At 63.7% G+C, this 19397-nt stretch carries 21 protein-coding genes; 6 read left to right on the forward strand and 15 right to left on the reverse strand.

The features are described 5' to 3' along the window. Positions 1–4 precede the first annotated feature (4 nt). The 6 genes from AC1VON_RS32440 to AC1VON_RS32465 form a co-directional block, all read right to left on the reverse strand. Positions 5–412, reverse strand: a complete 408-nt coding sequence (locus tag AC1VON_RS32440; RefSeq protein WP_483126113.1) for a GtrA family protein — start codon at positions 410–412, stop codon at positions 5–7. Further along, positions 409–1224, reverse strand: coding sequence for a ChbG/HpnK family deacetylase (locus AC1VON_RS32445; RefSeq protein WP_483126114.1), 816 nt, complete (start codon positions 1222–1224; stop codon positions 409–411). Before AC1VON_RS32445 ends, AC1VON_RS32440 begins: the two co-directional genes overlap by 4 nt. Then, positions 1221–2207, reverse strand: coding sequence for a glycosyltransferase family 2 protein (locus AC1VON_RS32450; RefSeq protein WP_483126115.1), 987 nt, complete (start codon positions 2205–2207; stop codon positions 1221–1223). Before AC1VON_RS32450 ends, AC1VON_RS32445 begins: the two co-directional genes overlap by 4 nt. Then, complete coding sequence (locus AC1VON_RS32455) at positions 2200–3396, reverse strand: glycosyltransferase family 87 protein (protein ID WP_483126116.1); 1197 nt, start codon at positions 3394–3396, stop codon at positions 2200–2202. Before AC1VON_RS32455 ends, AC1VON_RS32450 begins: the two co-directional genes overlap by 8 nt. 220 nt (positions 3397–3616) lie before the next feature. Then, positions 3617–4654, reverse strand: coding sequence for a zinc-binding dehydrogenase (locus tag AC1VON_RS32460; RefSeq protein WP_172348654.1), 1038 nt, complete (start codon positions 4652–4654; stop codon positions 3617–3619). A 52-nt stretch (positions 4655–4706) separates the two neighbouring features. Then, on the reverse strand, positions 4707–5948 hold the full coding sequence (locus AC1VON_RS32465; RefSeq protein WP_483126117.1) for an acyl-CoA dehydrogenase family protein: 1242 nt from the start codon (positions 5946–5948) through the stop codon (positions 4707–4709). A 120-nt stretch (positions 5949–6068) separates the two neighbouring features. Between AC1VON_RS32465 and AC1VON_RS32470 the strand changes: the two genes are divergently transcribed. The 6 genes from AC1VON_RS32470 to AC1VON_RS32495 all read left to right on the forward strand — a co-directional run bounded on the left by AC1VON_RS32470 (position 6069) and on the right by AC1VON_RS32495 (position 10396). Beyond that, on the forward strand, positions 6069–6884 hold the full coding sequence (locus tag AC1VON_RS32470; RefSeq protein WP_483126118.1) for an SDR family oxidoreductase: 816 nt from the start codon (positions 6069–6071) through the stop codon (positions 6882–6884). A gap of 39 nt (positions 6885–6923) precedes the next feature. After that, the gene (locus AC1VON_RS32475) at positions 6924–7409 is read left to right on the forward strand and encodes a MaoC family dehydratase (protein ID WP_019861112.1); all 486 of its coding nucleotides are present in this window, start codon (positions 6924–6926) and stop codon (positions 7407–7409) included. Further along, positions 7406–8440 (forward strand): phosphotransferase, encoded by a 1035-nt coding sequence (locus AC1VON_RS32480; protein ID WP_483126119.1) that lies wholly within the window; start codon positions 7406–7408, stop codon positions 8438–8440. The genes AC1VON_RS32475 and AC1VON_RS32480 overlap by 4 nt, the downstream gene beginning before the upstream one ends. 12 nt (positions 8441–8452) lie before the next feature. Beyond that, a complete protein-coding gene (locus tag AC1VON_RS32485; protein WP_483126120.1) occupies positions 8453–9229 on the forward strand; it encodes an SDR family NAD(P)-dependent oxidoreductase in 777 nt (258 codons plus the stop codon). 92 nt (positions 9230–9321) lie between these two features. Next, positions 9322–9966: a TetR/AcrR family transcriptional regulator gene (locus tag AC1VON_RS32490; protein WP_483126121.1), complete on the forward strand. Its 645-nt coding sequence runs from the start codon at positions 9322–9324 to the stop codon at positions 9964–9966. Between the two features lie 181 nt (positions 9967–10147). Then, positions 10148–10396: a DUF680 domain-containing protein gene (locus AC1VON_RS32495; RefSeq protein ID WP_172348648.1), complete on the forward strand. Its 249-nt coding sequence runs from the start codon at positions 10148–10150 to the stop codon at positions 10394–10396. Positions 10397–10527: 131 nt separating this feature from the next. Here AC1VON_RS32495 and AC1VON_RS32500 read toward each other — a convergent pair whose 3' ends face one another. The 9 genes from AC1VON_RS32500 to AC1VON_RS32540 form a co-directional block, all read right to left on the reverse strand. After that, the gene (locus tag AC1VON_RS32500) at positions 10528–11577 is read right to left on the reverse strand and encodes a Gfo/Idh/MocA family protein (RefSeq protein ID WP_172348647.1); all 1050 of its coding nucleotides are present in this window, start codon (positions 11575–11577) and stop codon (positions 10528–10530) included. A 68-nt stretch (positions 11578–11645) separates the two neighbouring features. Beyond that, positions 11646–12431 (reverse strand): ThuA domain-containing protein, encoded by a 786-nt coding sequence (locus AC1VON_RS32505; RefSeq protein WP_483126122.1) that lies wholly within the window; start codon positions 12429–12431, stop codon positions 11646–11648. A gap of 76 nt (positions 12432–12507) precedes the next feature. Beyond that, positions 12508–12738 carry a hypothetical protein gene (locus AC1VON_RS32510; protein ID WP_172348645.1) on the reverse strand — a complete coding sequence of 77 codons (231 nt, stop codon included), beginning with the start codon at positions 12736–12738 and terminating at the stop codon, positions 12508–12510. A gap of 58 nt (positions 12739–12796) precedes the next feature. Continuing rightward, entirely contained in the window at positions 12797–13381 is a 585-nt protein-coding gene (locus AC1VON_RS32515) for a sarcosine oxidase subunit gamma (RefSeq protein ID WP_172348644.1), read from the reverse strand. Beyond that, the gene (locus AC1VON_RS32520) at positions 13374–16382 is read right to left on the reverse strand and encodes a sarcosine oxidase subunit alpha (protein ID WP_483126123.1); all 3009 of its coding nucleotides are present in this window, start codon (positions 16380–16382) and stop codon (positions 13374–13376) included. The genes AC1VON_RS32515 and AC1VON_RS32520 overlap by 8 nt, the downstream gene beginning before the upstream one ends. After that, positions 16379–16690 carry a sarcosine oxidase subunit delta gene (locus tag AC1VON_RS32525; protein WP_172348642.1) on the reverse strand — a complete coding sequence of 104 codons (312 nt, stop codon included), beginning with the start codon at positions 16688–16690 and terminating at the stop codon, positions 16379–16381. The genes AC1VON_RS32520 and AC1VON_RS32525 overlap by 4 nt, the downstream gene beginning before the upstream one ends. A gap of 11 nt (positions 16691–16701) precedes the next feature. Further along, positions 16702–17124, reverse strand: coding sequence for a hypothetical protein (locus AC1VON_RS32530; protein WP_483126410.1), 423 nt, complete (start codon positions 17122–17124; stop codon positions 16702–16704). 2 nt (positions 17125–17126) lie between these two features. Then, positions 17127–18380 carry a sarcosine oxidase subunit beta gene (locus tag AC1VON_RS32535; protein ID WP_172348641.1) on the reverse strand — a complete coding sequence of 418 codons (1254 nt, stop codon included), beginning with the start codon at positions 18378–18380 and terminating at the stop codon, positions 17127–17129. 180 nt (positions 18381–18560) lie between these two features. After that, positions 18561–19268, reverse strand: a complete 708-nt coding sequence (locus AC1VON_RS32540) for a hypothetical protein (protein ID WP_172348640.1) — start codon at positions 19266–19268, stop codon at positions 18561–18563. Between the last annotated feature and the right edge of the window lie 129 nt (positions 19269–19397).

Genomic DNA, 19397 nt, shown 5'->3' on the forward strand with positions numbered 1-19397 from the left:
GCCGCTACTTGAGCCGGCCTTCGATCGACCAGCGCGCGGCGAGGAAATTCAGCACCGCGGCCACAACGACACCGCCGATCTTGGCCGGCCACACGCCGGTGATGCCGGCGAAGAGTGCTATCGACAGGCTGGAAACGCCGAGCGAAATCAGCGCCCCAAGCGAGACGAAACGCAGGAAAGCGTCATGCAGCCGGATGGCGTGGTTGCGCTCGAACGACCAGAAGCCATTGGCCAAGAAAGAGAAGACGACGGCGATGGACCATGAGACGACATTGGCCGGGAGCGGCGAGACATGCAGCTTGAGCAGCAGAAAAAAGCCGGCAAGGTCGATGGCCGTGTTCGCCAGCCCGACAATGGCAAAGCGCACGATCTTGCTGCCGGTCGAACGGTGGGGCTGATCCACGCCGCTCATCCCTTGCCGTCCATGATCTCGACACCGGCGCGGGCCAGGCTCGCGCCGAACGCGTCCGAGGCCAGGACCGAGAATTCCACCTCGCGCACGCTTTGCATCGGGTCGCGCGCCCGCAGCGTCTCGTCGACATGGCCGGGATGGCACATGAACAGGCCTCGTTGCGGCAGCGCTTCGACAGCAGCCTGCAGAACGGGGGCAAATCTCTCAGGTTGCCGCCAGTCGTAGATGCCGGCGAGCGGCTCGAAAACGATGAAGCCGGCGCGCGCCATCGACCGGTTGAAGCCGGCGGCCAAGGCAGCGATTGCCGCCACTTTAGACGCCACGGCGGCCCCGCCAATTGCCGGAGCACCGCGCAGCGCCGGCCTGCCGCCTTCGGAAAAACGCGCCCGCAGCCATGTGCGCACGGCCGGAAGGAAATGCACGTGCTGGTGCCCATCTATGAAGTCAGGCTGGCGGCCCAACGCCTCGACGAAGCGGTTGTACTGCGCGTCGAGCTCGGCATGGACGTCCCACGCGTCGACGCGGCCGCGCAGGACCGGCAATGCCAGCGAACGCAGCGGCGGCAGCCGGCCTTCCGGCGCCAGGCTCGACCGACCGGTGACGGCCGGCTGGTCGGTAAGGGTCAGGTGCAGACCGACCGCCGCGCGGCCGCACAGCGGCTTTATACGCGCCGCCGCATCAGGCCATTCCGGAAAGCCTGTCATGCAGCTGGTGCCGGTCAGGCGACCGCGATCGAGCAGGTCGAGAATCCCGGCGCAGACGCCGGGCGCCAGGCCGTAATCGTCGGCGATCAGGCGGATGCGCCGCGTCATGTTCCGGAAGCGCCCGGCGGCCTGTCATGGGCCATCTCGCCGCGCATGACATCGCGCACGATATAGACCGGCCGGTCCTTGCTTTCCGAGAGCGTGACCCAGACATATTCGCCGATCAGGCCAAGCAAGGTGAGGTTGAGGCCGCCGAGCAGGACGACGGCGACCATGAGGCTGGGATAGCCGGGAACGGCGATGCCGTAGAACATCACCTCGAAGAAGACTTTGGCTCCGTAGACAAGGCCCGCCAACGCCGCCAACATCCCGCTCAGGCTGATGATGCGCAACGGAATGACGGAAAAGGAGGTAAACCCTTCCAGCGAGAAGGCGATCAGGTTGAGCCGGCTCCATTTCGACTTCCCGGTGACACGGTTCTCCGGCGAATATTGTATGGCTTTCTGTCGGAAGCCGGCCCAGGCGAACAGGCCCTTGTTGAAGCGCCGCTTGTCGCGCAGGCTCGTCAGCGCGCGCACCACGGCACCACGCATGACGCGAAAATCACCCGCATTCTCGGGAATGTCGAAACGCTGGCTGCTGTTGATCAGGCTATAGAAAAGCCGCGCCAGCTGGCTGCGCCGCCAGCTCGCCTCCCGGCGGTCGTTCTGCGCGTAGACGACATCGATATCGGGGTTTTCCACCAGCTCGGCGATCATCTTCAGGCTGGTGTCCATCGAATGCTGAAGGTCGGCGTCCATGACCAGCGCCATGTCGCCGCGCGACCGGTCGAGGCCGGCGAGCACCGCGACCTCCTTGCCGAAATTGCGGCTGAGCCGCACGATCTCCCAGGAACCCGACAGCGCCCGCGAAAACCGCTCGGCGCCATCGTCGCGACTGCCGTCGTCGACCAGGATCTTGTGGAGCTCCATGCCGAAACGCTGCGCCACCGCGGCTTCAAGCTTGTCGAGCAATGCGGCAAAAGCCGATGCCGATTGCGCCTCGTTGAAGAACGGCGCCACGATGTCGAGAACAGGCCGCGACTCAGCCATTTGCGACAGGCCTTTCATTCATCACCTTGCCTCGCGTCATCATGTCTCGCGCGCCCTTGTCGCCGGATCTCGCCCAAAACCACCAGATCAGGGAACTGGCGATAAGGGTGACCGCGATCGGCCGGAACCAGGGGTACGTGAAATCCTGGATATGGCGCTCGACGCCCGTCAATCCTGTCAGGAACAGCATCACGGACAGCACCGAGGCCAACATGCCGCCTCGTTCCTCGCGCCACAACAGGGCAATAGCGAGACCGGCGGGCACGGCGATCATGGCATAGGTGTTGGGCTCGACGCGCGGGTTGAAGACACACATGTAGAACGTCGCCGTCAGGAAGATGGCGAGGCCAGCCGTTCCGCGTTCGAGCTTGCGGTCAAACCAGATGACGGCTGAAAGCGTAAACAGGGCCATGACGATGCGCACGATCGTGGCGCCGAATTCCGGGATGGGCAGCCCCATTTTGGTGAACGGCGCCGTGAAGTCGGTGGGGACAAAATGGCTGGTGTTGTCGACCGCCATCGCGGTCAGCATCCCGGCGAAAGCACGATATTGGTCGTTGAGATAGCCGGCGGGCGCGAAAGCGTAGGGTAAGGCGAGCACGAACAGTACCGCCAGCACAAGCACCGGTATCAGCCGGAAACGCAGGGCTCCCACCAGCAAGAGCATGATGATCGCGGTCGGCTTGGCTATGATGGCAAGCGAAGCCCAGAAGAAGGTTTCGGCGCGCCGCCCTTCGAGCGCCGACAAAGTGACAAGCCAGCAGGCGCCGGTCAAAAGGATTGTCGCCTGGCCGTTGCGGATCGCTCCCAGCGCCATCGGCAGGGCAAGGAACAGCCCAAAGGAAAGCAGCCATGGCAATTCCCCGCCGCCGAGTTTGCGCACCTGCCGCATCGCGGCGAAGGTCAGCGCCGCGAAACCGATAGTATGCCACACCAGGCCGCCCAGATGCGGGCCGAGCTTCACTATCGGAACATAGAGCGCGGCAAAGGCCGGCGCATAGAGATATCCCATCTCGGACTGGATATTGTAGAGCGGCCGGTGGGCCAGCAGCGCCTCGCTGCCGTCTATATAGGCTTGCCAGACCGTCCGCGTATGGGGTGACCACAAGACCAGGACAAGAACGACCAGGAACGCTCCGATCCACAGGCCAAGTCCCAAACGGTCGAAAACCGGCTTGGACATCGTCATCAAGACACCCCAACAACATCCGGGACAGGCTCAGTCCAGCACTGTCCCGGTATTCGATGGCGGCGGCATATCACGGACAAAGCAGCACGGCATAGGGGGCTGAAAGACGCGGCCATCAACTTCGCGGGACGTCGCGGATGGTCAGGCATGGCAACGATCTCACTGGGAAAGGTGCTCGGAAAGCCTTCTGTTTCGCGCTTCCGCACTCCTGTGGATGGCATCAAGGCCGAATGAAAACCTTGCCATTGGGCTTGGCCAGTTCCGCCGGCACCCGCGCGATTGCCTCGGCGAGCGGCACCACGGCCGTCACGTTGGTCGACCAGCGCCCGTCGGAAAAACGCTTTTGCGCTTCCAGGATCGCTGGACCGCGGCGGTCGCGGAACTGGCGCATCCATTCGCTCAGCCAAAAGCCTTCGATATGCTTGTGCTGGAAAATCAGTTGGCCGGGCTCGCGGATGACGGTGGCGTCCGTGTCGAGCCGGCCATAGATGATCCAGCGCGCCCGTTTCGGCATGGCATTGAAGATGGCCGAAGCCAGCGGCCCGGTGACCGCATCGAGGAAGATGCGCGGCTGTTCGGCCTTCATCACCTCGCGCAGCGTGGCCTCGAAATCCGGCGCTTTCTCGTTGAGCACATGGGCAGCGCCAATCTCTTTCAACAGTGCGATCTGCTCGTCGCGGCGCACGGTGACGACGGGCCGGAAGCCTTCCTCCCTGGCGAGGCCGATGATCAGCTTGCAGAGCTGGCTGGCGCCGGCGGTCATGACGAAGGCCTTTTCGCCCTCCTGTTTGACGATGTCGAACATGGCGATCGCGGTGAGCGGATTGACGATCATCGCCGCGCCGTCCTCGTCGCGCACCGTGTCGAGCAGCGGAATGCAGGCCGCTGCCTCGGCGACGGCATATTCGGCCCACGAGCCCCAGTTGCTGAGGCCGGTGGCGAAGGCGACGCGCTTGCCGATGAGGCTTTTCGGATAAGGCTCGTCGCCACTGGCGACGATGGTGCCGATCCCCTCGAAGCCGGCCGGCCGGCCCTTGGCGCGCGGCTGGCCGTACTGGCCCTTGATGAAGGCGACGTCGGATGGATTGATCGAGGCCAGGCTGACCTTGATCAGCACCTGGCTCGGTCCAGGCGCCGGCACCGCGATGCTACCTAGCTCGAGATAGGGCTCCATCGCCTCGAGCACGCTGCCGCTCGGCGTCCTGGTATAGCCGTCACCGACGAGGAGCAGCGCCTTCATTTCGGAGGGAATGGCCATTGTCACACTCCATGTTTGTCGGCGAATCCGCAAATGTGATGGGCCGATCTGCTCAGATCTTCTCCTGCGTGTATTTCCTCAACTCCGTGCGCGCCACCTGGCGGCGATGCACGGCGTCGGGTCCGTCGGCGAGACGCAGCGTGCGCAGATGCGTCCATGAGCGCGCCAGCGGCGTGTCCTGGCTGATGCCTTGCGCGCCGAACATCTGCACCGCCTCGTCGGTGATCCTCAGCGCGACGCGCGGCGCGATGACCTTGATCTGGCTGATCCAGGGGGCGGCCGCGCGCGCGTCGCCCTGATCGATCATCCACGCCGCCTTGAGGCAGAGCAGCCGGGCCATCTCGATTTCCATGCGGCATTCGGCGATGATGTCGAAATTGGCGCCGAGTTTCGCCAGGGGCTGGCCGAAGGCCTCGCGTCGCACCGAACGCTGGCACAGCATCTCCAGCGCCATCTCGGCCTGGCCGATGGCGCGCATGCAGTGATGGATACGGCCGGGGCCGAGCCGTCCTTGCGCGATCTCGAACCCCCTGCCCTCGCCAAGAATGAGGTTCGAGACCGGGACCCGGACATTGTCGAAGCGAAGGTGCATGTGGCCATGCGGCGCATCATCGTCGCCATAGACCTGCATGGCGCGGACCTTGGTCACGCCCTTTGTATCCGAAGGCACCAGGATCATTGAATGGCGGCGGTGCTGCGGTTCCTCGTCGCCACCGGTCCGCACCATAACGATATAGATCGCGCAGCGTGGGTCGCCGGCGCCTGACGCCCACCATTTTTCGCCGTTGAGGACGTAGTCGTCGCCCTGCCGCTCGCAGCGCATCGAAATGTTGGTGGCGTCGGATGACGCCACGTCCGGTTCGGTCATCAGATAGGCCGAGCGGATCTTGCCCTCGAGCAACGGTTCCAGCCACGCTTTCTTATGGTCGGCCGAACCGTAGCGTTCCAGCACTTCCATGTTGCCGGTGTCGGGCGCCGAGCAGTTGAAGGTCTCGGCACCCAAATGCGCCTTGCCCATCTCCTCGGCCAGATAGGCGTATTCGACAGTGGAAAGACCGTAGCCGCGATCCGAGCTGGTCAGCCAGAAGTTCCACAGGCCGCGCTCCCTTGCGGTCTTCTTCAGCCCTTCGAGGATCTCGCTTTGGCGCGCGCTGTAGACCCAGCGGTCGCCTGCCTTACCCACTTCGCCCAAGAATTCCTTGTCGAGCGGCATGATCTCATCGCGCACCATCGCCGCGACGCGTGCGTGGATCGGCTTCAGCCGCTCGGTCATGCCGAGATTCATCTCCGTCATCGGTCGCTAACCCTTCATGCAGGCCGGGCATTTTACCCGTGGCAAGGATGACCGTACTTCGGATAGCCTTGTCAACGCGAACTCTTTGCCCGACACCGAGGCGAAGCGTGGAGGATTGGAATGGCCTATCTCGACGAGCTGTTTTCTGTGGCTGGCAAGACGGCGCTGGTAACGGGAGCGGCAACGGGCATCGGCCGCATGGCGGCAACGGCGTTGGTGAGAGCCGGCGCCAGCGTGATGATCGCTTCGCGCAAGGGCGAGGATTGCGTCAAGGTCGCCGCCGAACTGAACGGGCTTGGCGCGCCAGGCCGGGCCGAGGGCTTTGCCGGCGACGTCTCAAGTGAGGCTGGCATCGCCGCACTCGTCGCCGAGGTCAAGGCGCGGACCAAAAAACTCGATATTCTGATCAACAATGCCGGCGTTTCCTGGGGCGCGCCGCTGGAGAGTTTCCCTTATTCGGCATGGGCGAAGGTTTTCGGCGTCAATGTCACCGCGGTCTTCCATCTGACGCGCGAATTGCTGCCGCTGCTCGAAGCCGCCGCCAGCGATAGCGATCCGGCCCGGGTGATCAATCTGGGTTCGGTAATGGGCACGCAGCCGCTGGCCGACGACGCCTATTCCTACACGGCGTCCAAGGCCGCGGTGCATCACCTGACGCGTACGCTCGCGCTCGAGTTCGCCGCCCGCCGCATCACCGTCAACGCCTTTGCCCCCGGCCCCTTCCAGAGCCGCATGACGGCTTTTGCCACCCGCACGGATGAACAGGCCAGGCATGTCGGCAGCCACGTTCCGATCGGCCGTATCGGCGCACCGGATGACATTGCCGGCGCAACGCTCTATTTGTGCAGCCGTGCGGGCAGCTATGTCACCGGCGCCATCCTGCCGATCGATGGCGGGCAGTCGGTGCAGCATGGATTGACCTTGTTCAAGGAATGACATTTTCCGACCGCAGAAGCCGGAGGTGAACTGGAGGACATGAGCGTGGAACCAATCAGTCTCGATGTGCTTCTGGCCAGTGTCGGCAAGGAAGTCGGCGTCTCACCGTGGCGGGTGGTCACGCAACGCATGATCGACCAGTTCGCCGACGCCACCGACGACCACCAGTTCATCCACTGCGACCCCGAGCGGGCCAAGCGCGAAACGCCGTTCGGCGGCACCATCGCGCATGGCTTCCTGTCGCTGTCGCTGCTTTCGGCGATGACGTTCGAGACCATGCCGCCGCTGGAGAACGGCAAGATGGGCGTCAACCATGGCTTCGATTCGCTGCGCTTCCTGGCGCCGGTGAAGACCGGCGCCCGCATCCGCACCCGTTTCGTGCTGGCCGATGTCAAGGTGAGACCCTCAGGTTGGGTGCAGACGGCACACGACGTGACGATCGAGATCGAGGGCTCGAAGAAGCCGGCGCTGACCGCTCGCTGGCTGACGCTGACCCTGATCGAACGCCAGCCCGAGACCGCATGAGCGACGCCAACGCGCTCGACCAGGCAGCGCTTGCGCCTTATCTTGAACCGCATATCCATGGTTTTGCCGGGCTTCGTTCAATCGAAAAGTTCAAATCCGGCCAGTCGAACCCGACCTATCTGCTGACAGCGGACAGTGGCCGCTATGTGCTGCGTGCCAAGCCGCCGGGCCAATTGCTGAAATCGGCGCATCAGGTCGACCGCGAATTCCGGGTGATGAAGGCGCTTGCCGGCACCGCCGTACCGGTGCCCGCAATGCTGCATCTGTCGGCGGAGGACTCGCCGATCGGCCGCATGTTCTACGTCATGGATTTCCTCGACGGCCGCATCTTCTGGGATCCGGCGCTGCCCGAGGGGCGCGACAATGACGAGCGCGCCGCGATCTACGACGCCATGAACGGAACGCTCGCGGCCCTGCACGACGTCGATGTCGAGGCCGTGGGTCTCGGCGATTTCGGCCGGCCGGGCAATTATTTCGAGCGGCAGCTGGCGCGTTGGACCAGCCAGTATCGTGCCTCGGAGACCGGCACCATTGCCGACATGGACCGGCTGATTGCCTGGCTGGAAACGCACATGCCCGCGGATGACGGCCTGATATCGCTGGTGCATGGCGACTACCGGCTGGACAATCTGATCTTCGCGCCGGACCAGCCAAGGGCATTGGCGGTGCTCGACTGGGAACTGTCGACATCAGGCCACCCCTTCGCCGACATCGCCTATCAATGCATGCAATGGCGTCTGCCACATGCTTCCGGCTTTCGCGGCCTGGGCGGTATCGACCGCGCCGCGCTCGGGCTACCCTCCGAGGAGGCATACGTCGCCGCCTATTGCCGGCGGCGCGGGCTCACCGGCATCGGCAACTGGACCTTCTTCCTCGCCTTCTCCTTCTTCCGGTTGGCGGCGATCTGCCAGGGCGTCTACAAGCGCGCGCTGGACGGCAACGCCTCCAATCCCGAAAAGGCCAGAACCTATGGCGAGGCGGTGAAGCTGCTTTCGCATCTCGCCGCCAAACTGATCGAGAAGCAGAGATGATGGGGAGCCATGATGGGCCGCTTTGACGGAGCAACGGTGCTGATCACGGGTGCCGCCGGCGGGCTCGGCCGTGGTGCCGCGAAAGGCTTTGCCGCCGAGGGTGCGCGGCTGGTGCTGTCGGACATCGACGAAAGGGGGCTCGCCGATCTTGCAGCTTCCTTGCCGGCTGAAACGGCGATCCTGGCCGGCAACATCGCGGACGAGAAACTGTCCGAGGATCTGGTCGGGCTGGCGGTCGAGAAATTCGGCCGGCTGGATGTCGCCGTGAACAATGCTGGCATTGTCCAGAGTTTCGTGCGCCTGCCACAGGTGCCGTCGGACGAAGCCCGCCGCGTGCTGGAGATCGACCTGCTCGGCGTCTTCTATGCCATGAAGCACCAGATCCCGCAGATGGAGCGGCAGTTCAAGGCTACGGCCAAGGGCGGCGCCATCGTCAATATTGCCTCGGTTGCCGGACTGGTCGGCGCGCCAAAGCTCTCGGTCTACGCGGCAGCCAAGCATGGCGTCGTCGGGTTGACCAAATCGGCGGCGGCCGAATACGCGACCAAGGGTGTGCGCATCAACGCCATCTGCCCTGCCCACACCAGGACGGCGATGGTCGATAGTTTCGTGCGCGTCTCCGGCGCGCCGGAGGCAGAGGCGTTGGCCGAACTGACACGCGGTGTGCCGATGAAACGCGTGGCTGAAGTCGATGAAGTCATCACCGCCATCCTGTTCGCCGCCGACCCGGCCAATTCCTTCATGACCGGCCACGCGCTGGCCATCGACGGCGGCGTCGGCGCCATCTGAACCATGCCGCATGGGAACTTCCCGTGCCCTTGTCCGTTTCCGTACAGCGTATATAATTTAGCCAGGCACTAACCAAACGAAGGCACCAGATTTTGCCGCCGAGCGTCCAGAAACGCCGCGAAAAACAAAAGGCCGAACTGCGCTCCGAACTGCTCGAAGCCGCGCACAAGCTTGTCCAGGAAGAAGGCTATGAGGGCCTGACCATCCGCAAGCTGGCGAAGCGGGTCGGCTATGCGCCGATGTCGGTCTATTCCTATTTCGCCGACAAGCAGGACATCCTGTTTGCACTTGCCGAAGACGCCTTCGAGACGCTTGCCCGCCGCATCGAGGGGCACTCGTCAGATGATCCGATCGAAGCCCTGCAGGCGGTGATGACTGAATATGCAGCTTTCGGCCTCGGCAATCCCAATGAATACCGCACCGTTTTCATGACCGAAAAGACCTCGCCACCAGAAGGCCGGAGTTTTGAAGAAATGCACGAGGCCAACCCGGCGATGAAGGCGCTGATCACCCGAGTCGAAGCCTGCGTCACCGCCGGAAAATTGCAAGGCGATCCACGCGCCATCGCCACCATGCTGTGGGCGGTCGGCCACGGCACGATCTCGTTGCTGATCACCTTTCCCTTCTATCCCTTCGGCGACCCGCATGCCTTCGTGAAACGCATGTGCGATTTCCAACTGGCCGCACTCAGCACGCAGAACGTGCCGCCATTGACCGACACACCGGTCAACTGCTGAACGATATCTCCTTCGTTTCCACGCTTCCTCGCCATCTTTCGAACCGAGGGCAGATTCTTGGTTAACAAAAAATTTATCGTACGCGTACGATCCTGACTTGAACTTCGCGATCGGCGGTCGTATTTGTACGCTGTACCGTACATGTACGAAAAAATTTGACCGTCGAAAACGGAGACTGGCAATGAAAAAGACGCTCCTCACCCTCGCCGCCGTGCTGGCCCTTTCCGGCTCGGCCTTCGCCGCCGGTGCCACCCAGCCGGTCAAGCACCTGCCGGCCGCGACCTGCGTCGACACCAGGACCAATGTGAAGCTCGATTGCGCATCGACCGGCTCGGTCGAGAAGAAGGCCGCCACGGAAAACAAGGCCGAAGGCAAGGGCCCGCGCCTTGGCATCAGCATCAATCCCTGGATCGTGCCTAGCGCCTTCTAAGAGCAATTCCAGGAAGAGTGTGTAGCGGTTTTCCCGGGACAAGCGCGTAGCGCTTGCCCTTGGGAATTGCGTCCAAACAAAGGGTTACGCCGAAACGCACCTGGCCGGTACAAGCCGGTCGGGCGAGCATGTCAGCCGGTTGTAATCGGCAGCTTGGCTGCTGAACTCTCAAAGGCAGCGTCGATCAACCTCTGCATGTCGGCGGCGCGCCGGAAGGACGGATCGCCGTTCTGCCGGCTATCCAGCGCATCGGCGAAGCGCTGGGCGTTGCGCTTGACATCCGGCAGGGCCAGCTCTCGCCAGAGCTGAACATCGACGTCCTCTCCCAGGCACGCCGACAGCCGCGCCGCCTTGCCATCGGTCTCGACCTTGAGCGCTCCTCTGGTGCCATGCAGCGCCAGCGACAAATCATTGCCATGGCCGGTTGTGTAGCGGCTCGCCATGATCGTCGCCAGCGTGCCGGATGTCAGCCGTGCCGTCATCGCCACACTGTCATTGGCGTCCAGCACATAGTCGCCGATCCGGTTGCCGTCGGCCTTCGGAAACGTCACCAGATCGGCGTGCAGGCTGACAATATCCTGGGCCGCGCCATAGGTGGCGAAGTCCAGGATGTGGATGCCGACATCGCCCAGAACCCCGGTTGAACCGTGCCGGCTCGACAGGCGCCACAGCCATTTGTCCTCGACGCGCCAGTCCCCCCAGGATTTGCTGACCAGCCAGCTCTGCTTGTAGCTCGCCTCGACATGGCGCAATTCGCCGATCGCGCCCGCCAACACCAGACGCCGTGCTTCCTGGATCGCCGGTGAATTGCGGTAGGTGAGATTGACCATGTTGACGAGGCCGGCGGCCTCGGCCGCTTCGGTCATGGCAAGCGCATCGGCATGATTCGGTGCCAGCGGCTTTTCGCAAAAGACATGTTTTCCCGCAGCAAGCAGCGCCAGCGTCGTCGCCTTATGCACACCGTCCGGAGTGGCGTTGATGGCGGCGTCGAAATCGCCCCAGGCGATCGCCGCTTCAAGGCTCTCGAAAGAAACGCCGATCTCGTTGGCAGCGGCAAAGGCCGCCGCGCGGCCAGGCAGCTGATCGACACAGGCGACAATGCTGCAGCCAGGAACCTTTGCGAACTCTTCGATATGATGTCCGGCGATCCAGCCGGTGCCGAGCAAGAGCAGGCGATGCATCAGATCAGGTCCCCCATTAACTCAAGCCCCCCAATTAACTCAGGCCCCCCATTAACTCAGGCCCCCCATTAACTCAGGCCCTTGTCGCCATCGGCATGCAGGCGCAGGCCCTTCTGCTCGATCTTCTCCTTGGCCTTGTCCGTCGGCACGTTGGGCGCATTGGTGATGCCCGACCATGCGGGCGCCGGATTGTGCGCCCAGTGCACCGCATTACGCAGCACCTGCTGCACGCCCTCATTGTGATAGATCGGATAGGTCTCGTGGCCGGGCGAGAAATAGAAGATGCGGCCCGCGCCGCGCTGATAGGTCAGCCCGGACCGGAACACCTCGCCGCCCTCGTACCAGGAGATGAACACCGTCTCCAGCGGCTCCGGCACCGCGAACGGCTCGCCATACATTTCCGTTTCGCCGATCTCCAGGCATTCGCCGATGCCTTGCGCGATCGGGTGGCCGCGGTTGATCGCCCAGACGCACTCGCGTTCGCCCGCCTCGCGCCATTTCAGCGAACAGGGCGTGCCCATCAGCCGCTTGAAGATCTTCGAGTAATGGCCGGAATGCAGCACGATCAGCCCCATCCCTTCCCAGACCCGCTTCTGCACCCGCTCGACGATCTCGTCCTTGACCTCGCCATGCGCGGCATGCCCCCACCACAAAAGCACATCGGTGGCGGCGAGGCGCTTCTCGTTCAAACCGTGTTCGGGTTCCTGCAGAGTTGCGGTGGTCGCCTCGATGCCCTGGTCCTGGTTGAGCGCCGCAGCAATCGTGCCATGCATGGTCAGTGGATAGAGGTCGCGCACGGCGGCATTGGTCTGCTCATGGACGTTCTCGCCCCAGACGACAGCTTTTATCGGCATTTTCCTCTCCAAAGCGCTTTGAATATCTCAACTGACGACGCCTTGGGAAGATGCCTTTCGACCAAATTGCTGAAAATCAGGGCTTGCGGGGTTTCCGCCCGGGAACGGTCTTGGCCTTGCCCGGCTTGGCTGGCGCGCCGGGGATCGCCGAACTGGTAATGGACACCGGATCGCTGGCCGGGAACGTGTCCTCGAGGCCTTCCTCGAGTTCCTGTTCGGCGCTTGGCGCTTCGTGTTGCTCATGCTCAAGCGAGCGGACGGCCGACGTCTTTTTCACCGGCGACTTCGGTGCGGACTTCGATGGCATCGGCATTTCTCCCTCGACCTGTTGCCGCACAACGGACGCGGACGGCAAACGTTCCGGGTCAGCCAGCCGCGTCGCGGGCTCCCTCGGACAGGAAAGTAAAGACATAGTCCGAGAAAGAACGCCAGCACTCGACCCGGAAGGCGTCCTCGGCCGTGCGCAACAGCACGATCTCGGCCTTGCCGAGAATGGTGCGCGAGGCCGCCCCCACCGGGAAGGCGTCGAGCGAAAGGTCTTGCGGGCAGCCCGAATTGATCGCGGCTTCGGCCGCCGCACCGGCGACGGATATCGCGACGTTGCGATGCGAGATGCCGACCGCCGAATGCAGCGCGGCAACCCCTGCGCAATCAGCGAGCGGGTCTTTGCCAGCCTCGTCGATGACAAGCCATTCGTCTGGGCCGAGCCACAGAGCGGTGCGGCCCGCCTTCGACACCGAGGTCTTCGGCTTCCTCGGCAAGGCCAGGCCAAGCGCCTTCGAAAGCGCCGCGACCGATGCCTCAGGCGCCCGCAGCGAGATACGCTCGGCCGGCGGCAGCACTTCAACCTTCACGCCGGCCCCCGATGTGGCGCGGCCGGCCAATGCCGGACGGCGGTCCACCGAAGGCGACGCGGCCGCAGCCGTCTTCTTTGCAGCAGCCTTAGCCATTGAGGCGGCCTCCCGTCTCGTCGAAGAACACCATGCCGGTAACCTCCACTTCGATCACCCCGTTCGGCATCGGCACATAGAGGGTGTCGCCCATCCGGTCGCGGCCGCCGGCGACCAGCGCCAGCGCGATCGAGCGGCCGCAATTCTGCGACCAGTAGCTGGAGGTGACATGCCCGATCATCTTCATCGGGATCGCCTGCTTGGGATCCTCGACGATCTGTGCGCCTTCCTCCAGCACCACCTTCGGGTCCTTGGTTTTCAGGCCGACCAGCTGCTTGCGCCCCTTGGCGACCAGATCCGGCCGCGCCATGCCCCTGATGCCGACGAAATCGGCCTTCTTCTTGCCGACCGCCCAGTCAAGACCGGCATCGTTCGGCGTCACCGTGCCGTCCGTATCCTGGCCGACGATGATGTAGCCCTTTTCGGCGCGCAGAACGTGCATCGCCTCGGTCCCGTAGGCGGCAGCGCCATGTTTCTGGCCCTCGGCCCACAGCGCTTCCCAGACGGCCTGGCCGTAGTCGGCCGGCACGTTGACCTCGAAGCCGCGCTCGCCGGTGAACGACATGCGGAACAGCCTTGTCGGCACACCGCAGATCCTGCCTTCGCGCACCGACATATGCGGCAGCGCCTCATCCGACATGTCGATGCCTTCGACCAGCGGCGCGATGATGTCGCGCGACTTGGGACCCTGCACCGCGATGACAGCCCACTGCTCGGTGATCGAGGTCAGCCAGACATTCAGATGCGGGAACTCTGTCTGGAGATAGTCTTCCATATGGTTCATGACGCGCGGCGCCCCGCCCGTCGTCGTCGTCACATGGAAACGGTCAGGCGCCAGCCTGCCAACGACACCGTCATCATATATGAAGCCGTCCTCGCGCAGCATGATGCCATAGCGGCAACGGCCGGGCTCCAGCTTCTCCCACGGATTGGTGTAGAGCAGTTCCATGAATTTGGCCGCGTCCGGCCCGACCACTTCGATCTTGCCGAGCGTCGAGGCATCGAACAGGCCCGCCGTCGTGCGAACCGCGACGCACTCGCGGTCGACCGCCGCATGCATGTCCTCGCCGGCCTTGGGAAAATACCAGGCACGCTTCCACTGGCCGACATCCTCGAACACAGCACCTTGCGCCTCGGCCCACGGATGCGTCGCCGTCCTGCGCGTCGGGTCGAACAGCGGACCGCGCGCATGGCTGACGATCGCGCCGAAGGTGACCGGCGTATAGGGCGCGCGGAAGGTGGTCAGGCCGACTTCGGGGATCGGCTTGCCCAGCGTCTCGGCGGCAATCGCAAGCCCATGCATGTTGGAGGTCTTGCCCTGGTCGGTCGCCATGCCGTTGGTGGTGAAGCGCTTGACGTGCTCGATCGAGCGCATGCCTTCATGCACCGCTTGGCGGATGTCCTTGGCGGTGACGTCGTTCTGGAAATCGACGAACGCCTTGACCGTCGTGTCCGGGCCGGCGCCGGGTGCCGCACCCAGCATGCCGCGCGACCAGCTTTCCGAGGCGTCGACCTTCGGCTTCGTGCCCTTGCCCGCCTTAGCGCTGGAATCCTTCGTGCCCGCATCCCTGGCCGCCTTGGCGCCAGCCGCATAGGCCTCGTCAACCGTTGCCGAGAGGCCGTCGGTGCCATTGCAGGCGCCGACCGAGACGCAGTCCTGCGCATAGGTGCCCGGCACGAAGCGCTTGGTCTCGTCGTTGAAGGCGACCTTGCCGCGCGACTGCGAGAACAGATGCACCGACGGCGTCCAGCCGGCCGACATCAGGATCGCGTCGACAGGAATGGTACGTTCGCCGCCGCCATTCTTCGGCTGTACGGTCATCGAGGATACACGCAATTTGCCACCGGCGCGGATCACAGCGCGGCCGAAATTGATCTCGATGCCGAGCGCCCTCGCCTCGTCGATCACCGGGCCTGTCGGGTTGTCTCGCAGATCGACGATCGCCGCGACATTGACGCCGGCCTTCTTCAGGTCGATCGCCGCCGCGTAAGCGGAATCATTGGCGGTGTAGACGCCGACATTCCTGCCGACCGCCACGCCATACTGGTTGAGGAAGGTCCGCGCCGCGCCCGCCAGCATGATGCCGGGCCGGTCATTGTTGGCGAACACCATGTGGCGCTCGATGGCGCCCGAGGCCAGCACGACGCGCTTGGCACGCACCTGCCACAGCCGCTCACGCGGCAGATCATGGCCGGGGGCCTTCAGATGATCGCTGACGCGCTCGACCAGGCCGACGAAATTCTGCGCGTAGTAGCCAAAGGCCGTCGTGCGCGAGAGCACGCGGACATTGTCCATGGCGGCGAGCTTCGCCACCGTCGCTTGAGCCCAGGCGAAACCGTTCTGTCCGTCGATCTTCGCGCCGGTCTCGAAACGCAGGCTGCCGCCGAACTCGGCCTGCTCGTCGGCAAGGATGACGCGCACGCCGGTTTCGGCCGCGGCCAATGCCGCCGCGATGCCGGCGGCACCACCGCCCAGCACCAGCACGTCGCAATGCGCGTAGCGCGAGGAATAATGGTCGGGATCAGGCTTGTCCGGAGACACACCAAGGCCGGCGGCTTCGCGGATTTTGGGCTCGTAAAGGCTCTTCCAGGCCGCTTTCGGCCACATGAAGGTCTTGTAGTAGAAGCCGGCCGAAAACATCGGCGACGCCAAATCGTTGACCGCGCCGACGTCGAAGGACAGCGACGGCCAGCGGTTCTGCGAGTTGGCGGCGAGCCCGTCATAGAGTTCCTGCACGGTAGCGCGCACATTCGGTGTCTTGCGCGCATCGTCCCGTACGATCTGCACCAGCGCGTTGGGCTCTTCAGCGCCGGCGGACAGGAAGCCGCGCGGGCGGTGATATTTGAACGAGCGGCCGACCAGATGCACGCCATTGGCAAGCAGTGCGGACGCCAGCGTATCCCCCTCGATGCCGGTATGGGACTGGCCGTCGAAGCTGAACCGCACGGTCTTGGCCTGGCTGAGGCGACCGGCGCCCGGAATGCGGAACGCGCCGCTCATTTGGCAACCACTTCGTTGGAGTTTTTGGGCAGCTTGGCGGGTTTGGGTTCGCCGGCCTTGTAAGTCATGAGGAACTTGTCGGTGACGGTGTCGCGCACGGCATTGAAGAAGCGCGCGCAGCCATGCATGTGCCGCCAGCGCTCATAGATGATGCCCTTGGGGTTCGAGCGGATGAAGAAGAACTTCTCGAAGTCGTCGTCGCTCTCACCGGCAATGTTGGCCGAGCGCGCTATATGCGCCTCGCCGGCGTTGCGGAATTCGAGTTCCGGGCGCTCTTCCTCGCAATAGGGGCAGCGGATGAGAAGCATTCTGTTCGTTCCTACAATTCGCCGTGGCCGACGCGGGCGCCGGGGGGTTGGTCACAAAGCTTCTGGCCCATGGTCACGAACGGCGCGACAAGCCGCAGCCGCTCCTCGACATCAGAGGAATTGCGGAACAGGGCGCGGTTGGCCATGTTGCCAAGCGTCAGTTGCACCGGGTCGGTCGTGACGATGACGCCACGCGGTTTGAAATCCTCGTCTTCATCCAGGCCCTTCGGCCGGCCTTCAAAGAACATCACCACTTTCTGGCCGGCGCTCCACACACAGGCAAGCGTTCCCTCATCAACCGAAAACGGCCATCCCGCCTCGTTGCCTGCGCGTGTGATCGGCTGCAGCCGCACCTCTTCCGCCGACGGCAAATGGAACATGCCCTGTTCCCCCGCCAGCATCAGCGGCATCGCGACAGCCATTTCGGCCATCATCATCAGTGCGCCACAGCCGCCGCAGCCGCCTCGTCGATGAGCCGGCCAGTGCGGAAGCGTTCGATGGTGAAGGGCGCGTTGATCGGATGCGGATCGTCCCTGGCGATGGTGTGGGCAAAGACATGGCCCGAACCAGGTGTCGCCTTGAAGCCGCCCGTGCCCCAGCCGCAATTGACATAGAGGCCGGGCACCGGCGTCTTGGCCAGGATCGGCGAGCGGTCGGGCGTCACGTCGACAATGCCGCCCCAGGAGCGCAGCATCTTCATGCGCGTGAAGATCGGGAACATCTCGCAGATGGCGTCCAGCGTGTGCTGCAAGATGTGCAGGCCGCCGGTCTGCGAATAGGAGACGTACTGGTCGGTGCCGGCGCCGATCACCAGCTCGCCCTTGTCGGACTGCGAGATATAGGCGTGCACCGTGTTCGACATCACCACGCAAGGCACGACCGGCTTGACCGGCTCGGAAACCAGCGCCTGCAGCGGATAGCTTTCCAGCGGCATGCGCACGCCGGCCATGTTCATGATGACCGAGGAATGGCCCGCGGCCACCACGCCGACCTTCTTGGCGCCGATGAAGCCTCGCGTCGTGTCGACACCCATGACCGCGCCATTCGGCGCGCGCTTGACGCCGGTGACCTCACAATTCTGGATGATGTGGACGCCGCGCGCCGAGGCGCCGCGCGCATAGCCCCAGGCAACGGCGTCGTGGCGCGCCGTGCCGCCGCGGCGCTGCAGGGCAGCCCCGACGACCGGGTAGCGTGCGTCCTTCGAGATGTTGAGCGGCGGGCAGAATTCCTGCGCCTGCTCCGGTGTCAGCCACTCATTGTCGATGCCGTTCAGCCGGTTGGCATGGACATGGCGCTTCAGCACCTGGATGTCGTGCACATTGTGGGCGAGCATCATGACGCCCCGCGCCGAATACATGACGTTGTAGTTGAGCTCCTGGGAAAGCCCATCCCACAGCTTCAGCGCATGGTCGTAAATCCCGGCGCTCTCGTCATAGAGATAGTTGGAGCGGATGATGGTGGTGTTGCGGCCGGTATTGCCGCCGCCGAGCCAGCCCTTTTCCAGCACCGCGACATTGGTGATGCCGTGCACCGTGGCGAGGTAATAGGCGGTGGCCAGGCCGTGGCCGCCGGCGCCGACGATGATGACGTCGTATTCCTTCTTGGGCTCAGGCGAGGACCATTGTTCCTCCCAGCCCTTGTGGCCGCGCATGGCCTCGCGGGCGATGGCGAATACCGAATATTTTTTCAACGTCCCAGCCTCGCGCCAACAGATCTCGCGGATTGCAGCCGGGCTTTTGTTTGGCCCGGCGCGCGAGGTGTATCACTAGCGAAACAGCGCTTCCACCCTTGCGCTGTTTGCGACGGCGCTTGCCGTTTTGCGCCACGCCGAAAAAGACCGGGGGCGTCGCAACCAATGCAAAGCACGAACCTATGCGGAAGAGGCACGTTTTCTAGACAAGGTAGAAGACCAAACCGCATAGATCGGCGTCAGTTGGATACGATATGAGGCTGCCGCGATCTCCCTGACTTCGACGTCATGCGACGCTTCAGCCATCGCCAAGAACTGCTCGTCAACCACAGAGCGCGGTCTGGCGGCGACGGCCGCACCAAAGCGCCGCACGAGGGGGTTCGGGTGATCGAGCAACCATCGCACTGTCGTGGTAGTCGCGGTGAGGTACTGGCCGTGAGCCTTAGCCAGGATTGGGAATGCTGAATCTGGGCAGAGTTCGGCGGCATTCTCCACTGCCAGGCGTAGCTGCCATCGCTCTGCAAGGCGGATGAACTGCGCTACCTTCCATCGGACGCCGAACACCTCATCGTCCAGCCTGAGCATCACGCGGCCGAGAATGGCTCCATCGGCCGGTGTCGTGCAGCCCAACAGCGCCTCTATCGCGTCGAACCTGATCCGTACAATTTCGCTGTCGAGCAGATCGGCGATCTCCCCAACAACGCAATTCATGCTGAAGCTGGGGCTAATTTCGGCCACCAAGTAGGCGGCGGCGGCCTGCGTATGAAGGTTGTCGGACGTCAGCAGCGGCCGAAGGTTTTCGAGCGGAAAGCCTTTTTCAAATGCCGATTGAAGAGCGAACGTCAACTCGCTGTCGCCCTCGAAGCCGGGGGCCAGCAACTTGCTCATTATGTCTTGGGGGGTCATTGAAATGGGTGGCGCGTCCACCCGCAAGGTTGAATGGCGACTTGGTAGCCCGGTGTCCATCCGGCGTCAAGAATCTTCGCCGATGCCTTCGCAGGTATCGGGTGGCTCGCG

The organism is Mesorhizobium sp. HAY1-8B (assembly GCF_056868045.1).

Coding starts and splice junctions, on each gene's coding strand:
- AC1VON_RS32455 (WP_483126116.1), bottom strand. CDS start 3,396: ATGACGATGTCCAAGCCGGTTTTCGACCGTTTGGGACTTGGCCTGTGG.
- AC1VON_RS32450 (WP_483126115.1), bottom strand. CDS start 2,207: ATGGCTGAGTCGCGGCCTGTTCTCGACATCGTGGCGCCGTTCTTCAAC.
- AC1VON_RS32540 (WP_172348640.1), bottom strand. CDS start 19,268: ATGAGCAAGTTGCTGGCCCCCGGCTTCGAGGGCGACAGCGAGTTGACG.
- AC1VON_RS32480 (WP_483126119.1), top strand. CDS start 7,406: ATGAGCGACGCCAACGCGCTCGACCAGGCAGCGCTTGCGCCTTATCTT.
- AC1VON_RS32500 (WP_172348647.1), bottom strand. CDS start 11,577: ATGCATCGCCTGCTCTTGCTCGGCACCGGCTGGATCGCCGGACATCAT.
- AC1VON_RS32530 (WP_483126410.1), bottom strand. CDS start 17,124: ATGATGGCCGAAATGGCTGTCGCGATGCCGCTGATGCTGGCGGGGGAA.
- AC1VON_RS32465 (WP_483126117.1), bottom strand. CDS start 5,948: ATGACGGAGATGAATCTCGGCATGACCGAGCGGCTGAAGCCGATCCAC.
- AC1VON_RS32470 (WP_483126118.1), top strand. CDS start 6,069: ATGGCCTATCTCGACGAGCTGTTTTCTGTGGCTGGCAAGACGGCGCTG.
- AC1VON_RS32495 (WP_172348648.1), top strand. CDS start 10,148: ATGAAAAAGACGCTCCTCACCCTCGCCGCCGTGCTGGCCCTTTCCGGC.
- AC1VON_RS32520 (WP_483126123.1), bottom strand. CDS start 16,382: ATGAGCGGCGCGTTCCGCATTCCGGGCGCCGGTCGCCTCAGCCAGGCC.
- AC1VON_RS32525 (WP_172348642.1), bottom strand. CDS start 16,690: ATGCTTCTCATCCGCTGCCCCTATTGCGAGGAAGAGCGCCCGGAACTC.
- AC1VON_RS32485 (WP_483126120.1), top strand. CDS start 8,453: ATGGGCCGCTTTGACGGAGCAACGGTGCTGATCACGGGTGCCGCCGGC.
- AC1VON_RS32505 (WP_483126122.1), bottom strand. CDS start 12,431: ATGCCGATAAAAGCTGTCGTCTGGGGCGAGAACGTCCATGAGCAGACC.
- AC1VON_RS32460 (WP_172348654.1), bottom strand. CDS start 4,654: ATGGCCATTCCCTCCGAAATGAAGGCGCTGCTCCTCGTCGGTGACGGC.
- AC1VON_RS32445 (WP_483126114.1), bottom strand. CDS start 1,224: ATGACGCGGCGCATCCGCCTGATCGCCGACGATTACGGCCTGGCGCCC.
- AC1VON_RS32475 (WP_019861112.1), top strand. CDS start 6,924: ATGAGCGTGGAACCAATCAGTCTCGATGTGCTTCTGGCCAGTGTCGGC.
- AC1VON_RS32515 (WP_172348644.1), bottom strand. CDS start 13,381: ATGGCTAAGGCTGCTGCAAAGAAGACGGCTGCGGCCGCGTCGCCTTCG.
- AC1VON_RS32510 (WP_172348645.1), bottom strand. CDS start 12,738: ATGCCATCGAAGTCCGCACCGAAGTCGCCGGTGAAAAAGACGTCGGCC.
- AC1VON_RS32440 (WP_483126113.1), bottom strand. CDS start 412: ATGAGCGGCGTGGATCAGCCCCACCGTTCGACCGGCAGCAAGATCGTG.